General features: G+C 50.5%; 13 protein-coding genes. 5 read left to right on the top strand and 8 right to left on the bottom strand.

The genetic code is table 11. The features are described from left to right. Positions 1–2 precede the first annotated feature (2 nt). The 4 genes from ETHHA_RS02935 to ETHHA_RS15410 form a co-directional block, all read right to left on the bottom strand. A complete protein-coding gene (locus tag ETHHA_RS02935) occupies positions 3–878 on the bottom strand; it encodes an ATP-binding protein (protein WP_013484522.1) in 876 nt (291 codons plus the stop codon). Beyond that, on the bottom strand, positions 875–1,714 hold the full coding sequence (locus tag ETHHA_RS02930; protein ID WP_013484521.1) for a nucleotide-binding protein: 840 nt from the start codon (positions 1,712–1,714) through the stop codon (positions 875–877). Before ETHHA_RS02930 ends, ETHHA_RS02935 begins: the two co-directional genes overlap by 4 nt. Positions 1,715–1,839: 125 nt before the next feature. Further along, positions 1,840–2,202, bottom strand: coding sequence for a NifB/NifX family molybdenum-iron cluster-binding protein (locus tag ETHHA_RS02925; protein ID WP_013484520.1), 363 nt, complete (start codon positions 2,200–2,202; stop codon positions 1,840–1,842). Between the two features lie 384 nt (positions 2,203–2,586). Next, positions 2,587–2,952 carry a hypothetical protein gene (locus tag ETHHA_RS15410; RefSeq protein ID WP_137143831.1) on the bottom strand — a complete coding sequence of 122 codons (366 nt, stop codon included), beginning with the start codon at positions 2,950–2,952 and terminating at the stop codon, positions 2,587–2,589. 428 nt (positions 2,953–3,380) lie between these two features. Between ETHHA_RS15410 and ETHHA_RS02920 the strand changes: the two genes are divergently transcribed. From ETHHA_RS02920 to ETHHA_RS02900, 5 genes are all read left to right on the top strand, one after another. Next, positions 3,381–5,306, top strand: coding sequence for a BglG family transcription antiterminator (locus ETHHA_RS02920; protein ID WP_159033344.1), 1,926 nt, complete (start codon positions 3,381–3,383; stop codon positions 5,304–5,306). A gap of 62 nt (positions 5,307–5,368) precedes the next feature. Next, positions 5,369–5,830, top strand: coding sequence for a PTS sugar transporter subunit IIA (locus ETHHA_RS02915; protein ID WP_013484518.1), 462 nt, complete (start codon positions 5,369–5,371; stop codon positions 5,828–5,830). Positions 5,831–5,908: 78 nt separating this feature from the next. Continuing rightward, positions 5,909–7,324, top strand: a complete 1,416-nt coding sequence (locus ETHHA_RS02910; protein ID WP_013484517.1) for a PTS fructose transporter subunit IIC — start codon at positions 5,909–5,911, stop codon at positions 7,322–7,324. A 2-nt stretch (positions 7,325–7,326) separates the two neighbouring features. Continuing rightward, complete coding sequence (locus ETHHA_RS02905) at positions 7,327–7,584, top strand: HPr family phosphocarrier protein (protein ID WP_013484516.1); 258 nt, start codon at positions 7,327–7,329, stop codon at positions 7,582–7,584. 49 nt (positions 7,585–7,633) lie between these two features. Continuing rightward, entirely contained in the window at positions 7,634–8,608 is a 975-nt protein-coding gene (locus ETHHA_RS02900) for a type I phosphomannose isomerase catalytic subunit (RefSeq protein ID WP_013484515.1), read from the top strand. Positions 8,609–9,370: 762 nt separating this feature from the next. Here the strand turns inward: ETHHA_RS02900 and ETHHA_RS02890 are convergent. Genes ETHHA_RS02890 through ETHHA_RS02875 form a run of 4 tightly spaced genes read right to left on the bottom strand, consistent with a single transcriptional unit; the run spans position 9,371 to position 12,788 of the window. Next, on the bottom strand, positions 9,371–10,096 hold the full coding sequence (locus tag ETHHA_RS02890) for an HAD family hydrolase (protein ID WP_013484513.1): 726 nt from the start codon (positions 10,094–10,096) through the stop codon (positions 9,371–9,373). A gap of 29 nt (positions 10,097–10,125) precedes the next feature. After that, positions 10,126–11,136, bottom strand: coding sequence for an ABC transporter ATP-binding protein (locus ETHHA_RS02885; protein ID WP_013484512.1), 1,011 nt, complete (start codon positions 11,134–11,136; stop codon positions 10,126–10,128). A 28-nt stretch (positions 11,137–11,164) separates the two neighbouring features. Next, on the bottom strand, positions 11,165–11,944 hold the full coding sequence (locus ETHHA_RS02880; protein WP_013484511.1) for an ABC transporter permease: 780 nt from the start codon (positions 11,942–11,944) through the stop codon (positions 11,165–11,167). Next, a complete protein-coding gene (locus tag ETHHA_RS02875; protein WP_013484510.1) occupies positions 11,934–12,788 on the bottom strand; it encodes an ABC transporter permease in 855 nt (284 codons plus the stop codon). The genes ETHHA_RS02880 and ETHHA_RS02875 overlap by 11 nt, the downstream gene beginning before the upstream one ends. Positions 12,789–12,793 lie beyond the last annotated feature (5 nt).

The following is a 12,793-nucleotide window of genomic DNA, read 5'->3' as shown; positions in this document are numbered from 1 at the left end:
CCTCAACTTACAAGCATTTTCTTTGCGCGTTCCCAGATTTTTCGGATTGCGCGGCCCGCCATACTGTCTTCATAATCCACAACCGCTTTGCCGGAGTTAACCGCTGTAATCACGGCGCGGTCATACGGGATCAGGCCGATCATTGGGATTTCTTCTTCTCCGCAGAATGTTTTGATGGCATTGGTGTTGGTGTTGCTCACATCAAACTTATTGATGCATACAGCAATCTTTGTCCCAAACCGGCGGGCGGTCTCTACAATTCGTTTCATGTCATGCATGCCGGAAACGGTCGGCTCGGCAACGACCAAAACCATACTGACACCTGTTACCGACGCTATAACCGGGCATCCGATGCCGGGTGACCCGTCAAGGATCGCATATTTCTCACCCCGAGCTGCCTGAAAAAGATTTCTGCGCACCTCCGTGACCAACCGCCCGGAAGCGCCATTACCCATGAACAGTTCGGCCGTGGAAAACACTTGGCCATTTTCGTTATAGAGCATGGTTTTTCCGGATTCTCTTTCCTCCAACCGGATTGCGGCTTTTCCTTCCCGATCTTTGGCGGGACAAACTGCTTCGCAAACACCGCAGCCCTCGCATGCGTAGGGATTCACCTTCCCGTTTTCAATGGCGCCAAACCGGCATAATGCTTCACATTTTCCGCAGTTTGTACAGACCGTATCGTCCTTTACCGCTTTGTTCAGCCCGTAAAACGGTTTTTCCTCTGGAACTTTTCCGAAACCGAAGATCTGATGGAGATTCGGCGCATCCACATCGCAGTCCGCAAAAACTTTATGCTCGGCCAGACGAACAAAAGAGGAAGCAATCGTCGTTTTTCCGGTTCCGCCTTTGCCGCTCAAGATCACAAGCTGCCTCATGCTGCGCCCCCTGCTTCTTCAAGAATACGGTGATAAAGATTCACAAACAGTTTCTTATAGCGTTCCTCTTTTACAGCCAGCATCCCCTCGGCATTCAGAGCACCGAGATGCGCATCATAGGGAATTTTACATAACACCGGAATGTGTTGAGTGGATGCGAACTGTTCAATCAGGTCTTCTGCCCCGACAGCCTTATTCACAACAATTCCGCACTGCTTTTGAAACAACTGCACGAGCTGCGTCACAAGCGAAAGATTATGCAGCCCAAACCGCGTTGGCTCCGCCACCAGCAAACAGTAATCCGCGTTTACGATGCTCTCCATTACGGCGCATGCGCTTCCCGGTGGACAGTCAATGATAACGTTGCCTGTTGTTGGCGCTGACCGGATCAGTTTGCGGATAATTGGCACGCCGGTTGCCTCGCCGTTTTGCAGCGTACCGGTAAACACCGCAACGCCTTCCGCATTGCCCTTCTCAATAACGCCAATGGCCCGTTCCGTCTCTGTAATGGCCCCGGAGGGACACAGCAGGCTGCAGCCGCCGCAGGAATGACAGATTTCAGGGAAAAGTCGTGGCTTACCTTTTATAAAAGCAAGAGCGTGATACCTGCAAAACTCGACACATTTCCGGCATCCGCTGCATTTTTCAGCATCGAATTCAGGCACCGGGACGGATACCGTCCATGCATTCATAACTTTGGGTTTTAAAAAGAGATGTCCGTTGGGTTCTTCAACATCGCAGTCAAGGTAGGTGAAGTCTTGTATGGCCGCAGCCAAATTGCTCGAAACAAAGGTCTTTCCCGTTCCTCCCTTGCCGCTCAAAACGGCAATCCTCATATAGTCCCCCATTCCGCCGCTTCAAAATGCATAGCAGCCCATCCGTTCCCCCGTTCACTTTCCACCAAACGCAAACGGGTTTTCCCCAACAGATTTCGACCTGTCTGAAAACAGTCTGAGATCTGTCAGCCGTGGTCATGATAGCCCGGATGAATCTCTGTGAGCTCCTGCAGGACGCCATTTTTATATTTTTCAATCAATTCCGCTATTGTTCCCGCAACCGCCTTGTATAGCTTTATGTCTGCGCCCTCTAGCACCTCGGCTGCATTTTCGCCACAGTGGAAAGTAACAACGGCTTGCACACCGCTGTCAGCTACCGTCTGAGCCGCTTTTACACCGGCCCCACCCTGTGCGGCCGATGCATCGTTATCAAGCACCTGAAATTCCAGCGTATCCGTATCCGCAATTATAAAAAATGAGGTCCTGCCGAAGAACCGGCACACCGGGCTCCCCAGTTCTTTTCCTTCTGACGGAATTGCTATTTTCATTTCGCCAACCTGCCTTTCCACTTTTTAGTCGTTCGGCCGATCCATGGATTTACCGAAATCCGCATGTAACCTTTGATTGATCCGTCTCAGCCTGTTTTCTAAAATTTCCTTTTCGGCCGCCAACGCATCTCGGTCGATGACTGAGGTAACCCGGCATGAGCCATCCCGCAGTCTTTGGGAAAGACGGGCGCCACAGCCGTACCGCACGCCATGTGTCGTCACAGAATTTCCGGAACAAGCGCCCATTCGCCTGCCTGTGCATCTTCTGCTGTCCACAGGTCCTCTTCCATTTCCCGCCGGCATCGCAAGGCCCCCTTTCGTTACGGGCATATACCCATTACACATTCTATTGTACCCGGTTTTGGGCATATGTCAATAACTATTTCAAAATTTGTCGCAATGGATCTTGGTAAAATAGAAAAGCCTGCGGGAAAAGAACCGTCCTTTTGCGAGCCGTTCTTTTCCCGCAGGCTTTTCTTCGGATAGGCCGAGCCCCGGGCATTGCTCTTCAGCCGGGCATAGATGCGCTGCTCCCTCCGTTTGGAACAAGCCGCTTTCCATTCCATCCATGCCTGTCCAGATCACGTCACAGCCGCTTTCAACAAAACAGGGATTCTCTTTCTGTGGATAAATACAGCACGCAAGGCTGAATATTCCAGCAAGACTTAATCGACGGTGCGCGCCATCCGACAAATTACGCGAAATAGAATGAACCGGGTTTGTTTTCCATAACGATCCCGCAAAAACCATATCCGCACGACTCAAAAAACAGATTGAAGATTACATATCGAAAGATGTCTTTGCCATATTAAACATGGATGCCGACTGCCAGGATGTAACCCCGGACAGCACCCGCGCTAGGACAGGCCAGCTCATTTGCAGCTATCCACTGGCAATCTGCTCGATTTCACGACAGCCATCAGAATTCCCCCTCGACATTATCAAAAATCAAGTCTTATGCACCAATACCGCCGCGCGCACAGGATGATTGCAGCACCGATCCGCCTCCCGCAAAGTTTCTGCAAGTCTAATATTGTATAAAATGCACATAAATATTGTACAATTACTATAGGATTTTATTATATGTCTTATTACTTTAGCAATCTCTAAAAATACAATGTGTTTTATTGAGCAGGAAGCTATGCTATATTGTTAAATAGAGAAGGGGGATGATTTTTGTGGATTTTACTGGAAAATTTAATATTACAGAAAGGCAATTTAAAATTCTGCATATTCTCAACAGTTCACCAAACACTACAGTAAAATACATCTCTGAATTTCTAAAAGTCTCCCCACAAACCGTCAAAACAGAACTATTAAATTTAAAGCCTCTTTTTTCCCACTACAACATTTTAATTGATTTAGAAAAAAACAATCAAATTCAAATAAACGAACCGGCCCGTCTACCCCGGCTGATGAATTCAGCCGGCGTGCTGCTTCAGTTTCCATTAAAGAAACGCATTCTATTGATGCTTGTTTTGAATACCGGATTTTTAACGCTCCAGGATATCGCCGACGAACTGTATGTGAGCAAAAGCCTGGTCGAAAAGCAAATGAAAGACCTGCTAAAAACATACAGCAGTGAAGTGAAGTCATTAAGGCACTACGGTTTTCGATACATTGCTTCACAGTTTAAGCGGCGTGAAATATTTGTAATGCTGGTAAGCCCGTATGTACAGGGACTGGATTTTGAAGAGAGCCTGGAAAATTTCAACAATATCCATTTTCCGATCATGCGGTATTTTACGCACGGCGACATTGAAAAGGCTCTAAAAATCGTGGCATATATTCAACAATTAAAAAACCTGCTGTTCACCGACAAAGCAATCGGGCAGATGTTTCTGTATCAGCTTATTGTGACGCGAAACAGACGTTTGTCCGAAAACACACAAATCGGTGATGATTTCGTGCCGATTATGAGACAGCTTCCCTATTTCAGCCAATATATGAGCCTCAGCGAAGAAACAGACCGCGCGATGCAGCTTGCTTTACCCAAAAACGAAAAATACTATCTGTGTTATTTGCTTATCAACCTGAAAAAGCAGCATGTACTGAACAGCCAAGAAATTGTCAATGATATGCGTCCGTTTATTTTGGATTCCTTTGCCCAAATAAAAAACCACTTATCCCTTGACTTTTCGGGCAATGAAAAACTGCTTGAGGGTTTGGCGCTGCACATACACACAACCCTTTCGGCCAACGACAATCATTATGCCGGCAACAACTACGGCTGGGATGAAATGAAAGGCGAGTATCCGCTTGGATTTGAAGCGGCCACGGTTATGGCGCAGATGATCCTGAGCAAATATGGAAAGTGCGTAACCGACAATGAGCTGATCTATCTCACCATACATTTCCAGAACGCGATCGAGCAGATGTATATGGGATATGAAAAAATCCGAGCAGTCGTCATTTGCCACTATGGCGTTGCCGCAGCAAATCTTATCCGCGCAAAAGTGGAAAAGCTGTATCCTGAAATTGATGTGACCAATCTGTTTTCCCTGCAGGAATTTAATCAAGCAGGTAAAATCGACTGTGATCTGATCATCACCACCGAGAAGCTGGAAGCAAACGGTATAAAAGTCATCTACGTTTCCCCAGCGCTGAAGCAATCTGAATTGAAGCAATTTCAGGAATTCATCGAAGATAAGAAATCAAAGGATTTCTTAAAGCAAATTATACGGGAAGCCATCGTTCTGGATCTGTCGGAAGTTGCGACAAAATATGAAATCATCTCCAAAATGGCAGAAAGGCTCGAAAAGGAACAAATTGTAACCTCGCAGTACAAGCAGAGTGTCTTAGAAAGAGAGGAAATTTCCTCGACCGACTACCAAGCCATTGCCACTCCTCACGGCAATCCGCACTATGTAATGAAAACGAAGCTGTGTATTGCCAGACTTACAAAAGAAGTCGAATGGGGCGACGCAAAAGTAAAGTATGCCTTTATGCTTGCCTGCTCAACGGATCTTTTAAAAAGCTCGCAAAGCACATTTTCACTCTTTTACCATCTGCTGACTCAGACAAAATTTGAAAATTTCCTCGTGGAGGTTGGCGACATCCCCCCTGCGGAATTTTTGCACGAATTTGTAAAACTGTTATATTAGTGTACAAAAAGCAAGATGCAATTCGAGCTTTTTGATTATAAATTTGAAAGGGTAAATGAAACATGATTGAAAATTTACTGAAACCCGAATCCATATTTTTTGATGTGGAGGTACCCAGCACTTCAAAAACCGATGCGGTAAAAACCGTCAGCAAACTTTGCTCGACATATGGGAATGTGAAAGAGGACACCCTTCTTAAAATTTTTATGGATCGGGAAGAAGTGGATTCCACTGGCTTCGGCGGCGGAATCGCGATTCCTCATGCAAAAATCAGCGGATTGAAAAACCCCTTCGTCGCCATTATCCGGTTTAAAGAGCCCGTAGATTGGGACGCGATTGATGACGAGCCCGTCAAAGTCGCCATTGCGCTTGTGATGCCCTCCGGCGACAAGAACAACCTTCACCTGGAAGTGTTGGCGAAATTGTCCCGCAAACTGATGGATGAGACGTTTGTGCAAAAACTTGTAAATGAGACCACCCCCCAAAATCTGTATGACTTTATGATCAAAGAATTGGAAGGCTAATCTTACACGACAAGGAAACACTACGTTATGGACTCATGTTTCGTGTATTTGAATCTGTAACCTGAAAGGACGTAACTCATGAAAATTATCGGCGTAACAAAATGTCCTACCGGCATCGCGCACACCTATATGGCGGCCGAGAAGCTGGCCCGCGCCGCCAAAGAACTAAGCTATGATGCAAAAATTGAAACACAGGGCGCAAGCGGAACGGAAAACAAACTGACCGATGCCGACATCAAGGAGGCGGATTATGTCATCATAGCCGCTGATGTAACCATTGATGGGAAAGAACGTTTTGCCGGCAAGAAACTGCTTGAACTTCCCATCAAACCGGTTATCAAAGATCCGGTGGGTATTCTCAAATCCCTGGAAACCGAAGCGAAAGTTTATGCGGAAAAAAGCGTAGACAGCCCAGCGAAATCGAATGCAGCAGGCGGCAGCGCCGTAATCAAGCAACTGATGAACGGTGTTTCTCACATGATTCCGTTCGTAGTAATCGGGGGTCTGTTCATCGCAACATCGCTTGCTTTCGGAGGCCATGCGACGTCAAGCGGGCTTGTCATATCCAGTCCTTTCTGGCAAAAAGTCAACGCGATCGGCGGTATTTCATTTAATTACCTGATGTATCCGATCCTGGCCGGCTTTATCGCTTTTGCCATATCCGGACGTGCGGCTCTCGCTCCGGCAATGGTTTGCGCCCTGGTCGCAAATGATAAAACCATCCTCGGAACAAACGCCGGCATGGGATTTTTAGGCGCCATCCTTGTCGGTTATCTGGCAGGGTACCTTGTAAAATGGTTCAACTCCTGGAAGGTGCCCAAAAGCATCCAGCCAATCATGCCCATTTTTGTCATTCCCATTTTGGGCATCGGGATCATTTCCGCAGCCCTGATTTTGGTTTTGGGCGCTCCTATTTCCTGGCTGATGACCGCTCTTCAGCATGTATTGAAACTACTTTCGCTCAATCCCAGCACAAGCATCGTGCTTGGCCTGTTGCTTGGCGCGATGGTTGGCGTGGATATGGGCGGTCCTATCAACAAAGTGGCGTTTCTGTTTGGCGTAGCCTCCATCACATCCGGCAACCCGCAAATCATGGGGGCTGTGGCGTGCGCCATTCCCGTTCCGCCTCTTTCGATGGGCCTTGCCACGCTGATCGGGAAAAAATATTTCGATGAGGACGAACAAACCGCAGGCATCCCGGCGCTGCTCATGGGCCTGATCGGTATAACCGAGGGGGCTATCCCCTTTGCGTCTGCCGACCCCAAACGTGCGCTGCCAAGCGTCATCATCGGGAGCAGCATCGCCGGTGCAGTCGGCATGCTTTTTGGCATCACCGACGTTGTGCCGCACGGCGGACCGATCATCGGCATCCTTGGCGCCACGAACAACATCGCGCTGTTTTTCCTGACGATTGCCGCAGGAAGCGTAATTGCCGCATTGCTGGCCGTTTTCCTGAAAAGCAGATATTTTAAAGCTCAGGCCAAAGGAGAATAAACATGCTGTCATTCACCCATACAATCACCGACCCCGCAGGCATGCATGCAAGACCGGCAGGTCTGCTCGCCAAATGCACGCAAAAGTGCAGTTCCACTGTCAACATCTCACTGAACGGCAAAACGGCCGATGCAAAGCGGCTGTTTGCCGTGATGGGCCTCGGTGCCAAGCAAAACGACGTGTTATCGTTCACGGTAACCGGTGAAAGCGAGGCTGCGGATTGCGCCGCCATAGAGGCTTTTTGCAAAGAAAACCTGTAAACGGCATTCTTTCCACGAATTTGTCTGCGACATGAAACGGAGGATTTGGATGAAACAGGAATTGATTCGTTACCCCATGAAGATGACGCCGGCGTTTAAAGACTATATTTGGGGCGGAGACATACTGACCACCCGTTTTCACAAGGACTCCCCCTATGCGCGGACGGCGGAAAGCTGGGAATTGTCCTGCCATCCCGCAGGGCAAAGCACCATTGCGGACGGCCCGTATGCAGGCGAGACATTCGTCGCTTATGCCGATCTGTTTGGCAAAGAGGTGCTCGGCAAGAACTGCGAGCGTTTTTCAGAATTTCCGATTCTTATCAAGCTGATCGATGCGAATGACAATCTTTCCATTCAGGTACATCCAGATGATGCATACGCGCTCAAATATGAGCACGGTTTCGGCAAAACCGAGATGTGGTACGTGGTGGACTGTGTGCCGGGCGCTTCCCTCATTTACGGTTTTAAAAAAGAAATTTCCGCCGAGGAATTCCGCAAGCGCATTGCAGAAAACACATTACTGGACGTGCTGAACACGGTGCCGGTACATAAGGGCGATGTGTTCATGATCCGTTCCGGCACGATCCATGCCATCGGCAAGGGCTGCCTGGTTGCGGAAATTCAGCAGAGTTCCAATTTGACCTACCGTGTTTATGATTACGGGCGCATAGGAAAAGATGGAAAGCCCCGTGAACTGCATGTGGAAAAGGCTTTGGCGGTTACTTCTCTGCACCCGGTCGCAGAAGAGACAAAATCCGAAACAGAGCATCTGGACGGATATTCCCGCCAGACACTGGCTTCCTGCCCGTATTTTACCGTTGATTTGCTTAACGTGGAAAGAACGGCGGCACTTGACGTAACAGACGTCTCGTTTCAAGCGCTGACCTGCCCGGACGGCGCGTTGTCTCTGAAAAACGGGGATCATGTGCTGAAAATGCATGCGGGAGACACCGTGTTCCTGCCGGCGGGCAGTGGTGCATACACGCTTACGGGAAACGGCCGTGTGTTGCTGACCCACTTATAAAAAACAATCCGGTCGCTGCATAGAGCAACGCCGGCAGATCACCCGTTTTGAAATACAAATCCATAAGATGCTTCCGTTTTGCTTGGAATCGGACCGTTTATTTCATCTGCCTCAACCTTGTTGGCAGATGTTTTTCTTTTATTTCAGTGCTTTTTTCTTTTCCATGAAACATGTTCTTTCATCCCCAGTTTGTCTCCGGCGTATATCTACGCCACTCTGCCATACGGAACGGGTATTCATCACACCACGCACCGGCGCTCGAAGTATTTGAGGAATATCGGCTTTTCCCATTTGGAAAAGCCGACGGTCATACCGGCACCGGCAGGCGCGGCCGTCCATCTTTTCCGCTGATCTTGAGAGGATGGCGGGCTATAAGGTCCTTACATCACCCACGGCGTTTTTCACAGGCGGCGCGCCCGGCCCTTTGTTATATAGCGGGCAATTTTCTGCAAAATCTGTCTGTGTGAGGATCGGTTCGGCTTCCGGTATATCCATAGGACTTCGATGCCGCAAATTCTTTATTCCGATATGGTCGGCATTACGATCATGCGGTCGGTTAATCGTTTGCTTTATCTCAAGACGGCCGTCGGGCAGGCTTTTTGTGAACAGCCTCGCCAAAACAAGACTGCCTGCATAAAGCAAACCGCCTGGGCTTGCCACAAGCGGCTTACCCAGGCGGTTTGCTTTGGTTATCTTTGAGCTGATTATACGGCAGCCATTTAGTATATCCGGCACCGCCGGTTTTTGCACATTGGCCCGGGCCTATGCCCAGAGCAAACGCTCGTTTTCCACCACCAGATCGTCCAGCGTGGTGATACGATAATCGGCGTTCTCCATATCCCGCTCGCCGATCACCACCGCCAGGCCGGCGCCTCCGTCTTTGGCCATCTGCATGTCCACCCGGGAATCACCGACCATCGCCACCTCTTCCGCACGCAGGCCGCAGGTACTGCAAAAACGGTTGAGCAGATCGGGCGCGGGTTTGGGACGTTCGCTACCCGTGTCCGCACCCACAAAATCAAAAAACTCCAACACATGCAGTTTGGTCAGGCAGATCACCGCCGTTTCATACAGATCAGAAGTGGCCAGTCCGATCTTTATGCCGCGCCGCTTCAAAAACAAAAACAGCCGCTGCAGGTCGCCAAGTGGACGGATATGCTGCGCGTGTCGCGGCACCGATTCCACGATGACCGCGTGCAGCTCGCGGGAAAGTGCGTCCACCGCACAGGGAATCCGCCGCTCCCGCAGCACCATGCAGGCCGCCTGCGCGACATCCCGCGTGGTGCCGCTGGCCAGCGGGCTGTTGGGGATAATCCTGCCGCCGGATACCCCGATTCTTTCCAGAACGACCGCGCGACCCTCGCTGCCCATCCCTCCACGCTGCACGACCGCATCGGCCACATCTTCGCCCACCGGCACCCACAAGCTGTCCGCGTCCAACAGTGTGCCATCCTTATCGAACAGCACGCCTTTGATTTCTTCTTTCATTCACACAACCCCGAAAAACAAAAATCCGTTCAAAGCGCCACAAAGTCCTTCCCGCTGAAACAAAGCCAGACCGGTGCGTTGTTTTCAAAACGGTCCACCGTGCGGTAGAGCACATCCGTTTTCAGGATGCAGTCGCCGCACCGCACTTGATAAGACAAGATATTCCCATGCAGAAGCGACTCCACCACCACGCCCTGCGCACAAATCGTATCCTCGTCGCAATCCGGCTTTTCTTTCGAGATGCCGATGACCTCCGGCCGAATGGCCACGTTTTCTCCTTCGATCTCTGCGGCAGTCAGTTTTTGAAATGCGGCGGCGCTCAGCAGATTGTAGTTGCCGATAAATCCGGCGGCAAACGGCGTTTTGGGCGCGACATAAATGTCGCTTGGGCAGCCGGACTGCTCGATCACACCCTCGTGCATGATGTGGATGGTGTCGGACATCAGCATCGCTTCACTTTGGTCGTGTGTGACAAAGACCGTGGTGATATTGGTTTCTTTCTGGATGCGCCGGATCTCCGTCTGCAGATCCTTGCGCAGCTTGGCGTCGATGGCACTGAGCGGTTCGTCCAGCAGCAGCACCTTGGGCCTGGTGATAAGCGCACGGGCAAGCGCTACACGCTGTTGCATACCGCCCGACAGCTGCGCCGGTTTTTTCTTCTCACTGCCCGTAAGCGCCACGGTATCAAGCATCGCCCGCACTCGCTCACGTATCTCCTGTTTAGGCACATGCATCATCTTCAGCCCGAACCCAATGTTTTGCTCCACTGTCATATTGGGGAAAAGACTGTATTGCTGGAACACCATGCCGACCGCGCGCTCTTTTGGTGAGCGGCCGGTCACGTCTATACCGTCGATGCAGATGCTACCGGACGTAACTGTTTCCAGCCCGGCGATACAGCGCAGCAACGTGCTTTTGCCGCAGCCCGACGGCCCCAGCAGCGATGCAAACTCCCCTTTTCCCAGTTCCAGATGGATGTTTTTCAGCACATGCTGTTTACCAAATCGTTTTTCGATCGATTCCAGCGCAATATAACTCATAGCGTCCTCCCGCCCGAAGTTTTCCGTATCAGCCTTTTTCTTTTTTCACCTGTTTGCGTCCGGCAAACGCGAGCATTCCCGCAGCCAGAAGGCCCATCACTGCAAAGAAAACGATGACAACCGCGCTGGTTTGGTGGCCGGAAAGGCTGCGCGCCCTGGCCATATACATCATCATTGTCTCAATATAACTACTGGCCAACAGGTTGATAACGGCAAAATCGCCGAACACGATGCCAGTGGAAAGCAGGATGGAGACCGTGATGCCCGACAGAATGTTCGGCACAATGATGAACCAGAACGTATAGAGTTTGCCCGCGCCCAGTATCTCCGCGCTCTCCAGAATCTGCCGCACGGCGATGGTATGCAGGCTGTTGCGCATCCCCTGGTACATATATGGCAGAATCACAATACAATACGCAAGCACCAACAGCAGCACCCGGTTGGAGAAAAATCCGTCCGCATTGGCATACAGTGTCAACAGGCTGGTGGCCAGAATAACGCCCTGGATGGAATACGGCACCATGCAGAGGATTTGCAGGTATTTTTCCAGCCCCGGCGCATATACCAAAACGGCAAACAGGGCCAACAGCAGAATCACCATGCAAAGCAGCACCGAAACGGCGGACAGCCAGATCGAGTTGGCCAGCATGGGCAGAAAATCAGCCATGCCCAGAAAGCTCTGATAAAATTGCAGGGTGAACCCGCGATCATCAAAAAAAGAATACCCGATCATCGCGATCAGCGGGACGACGAGAAACACGCCGATGACACACAGGATGATGATGGAAACGACCGGTTTACGCCTCATGTGCGCCCTCCCCTTTTCCGTCGCGGTTAGAAAGCCAGTGGCTGATGAGGATCGCCGCGCCCACCAGCACGATCATGACGACCGACAGTGCGGAGCTCAGCCCATACTGCGGGAAAACGTCGCCGGAAATCATGCTGGAGATCAGCGTCGTCATCAGGGAGAAGTTGCTCCCCATGAGCGCGTAAGCCGACGCGTAGGCCGCCATCGAGTTGGCAAACAGGAAGCAGAATGTCCCCACCAGACTGGGCAGCATCACCGGCAACCCCACGTGGAACCAAAAACGCCACCTAGAGGCATGCAGCAGTTCGGCAGATTCCATCCACTCGCCGCGGATGCCCGCAAAAGCCGGCATGAGCAGCAGCGTGGAAACCGGAATCTGAAAATAAATATAGATGAGCCCCAGCCCATTGATGCTGTACAAGTTAAAACCGGCCAGCCACTGCCAGCCGCACGTTTTGCCCAACAGCACCAGAATGCCTGTGTTGCCCAACAACACCACATAGGCGATAGCCAGCGGGATCCCGGCAAAATTTGACGTGATGTTGAGCAAAGTGCTGAACGCATTCTTTGTACGGCCGGACACGTTCTGCAGCGCCATTCCCCCGAGAAACGCGACCCCGATGCCCACCAGTGAAGAAAAAACCGAAATGGATACGCTGTTGATAATCGCTTCCCAGTAATACCGCTTGGTAAAAATATTCCAGTAATTCAACAGGGTGAACCCGCCCGTCGTCTGCGACTGGAAGCTGGTAACAGCCATCATCACGATGGGGAGCAATTCAAACAGAAAAACCAACAGCAGGAACGGGAGCAGCGGCAGAAGACACTTCCCTATCTTTTTCATAGCAC

The sequence above is a fragment of the Ethanoligenens harbinense YUAN-3 genome (assembly GCF_000178115.2).
Classification (GTDB): Bacteria; Bacillota; Clostridia; order Oscillospirales; family Ethanoligenentaceae; genus Ethanoligenens; species Ethanoligenens harbinense.
The sequence above is the reverse complement of the archived record's forward strand: the minus strand, read 5'-3'. Positions and strand labels throughout refer to the sequence as shown.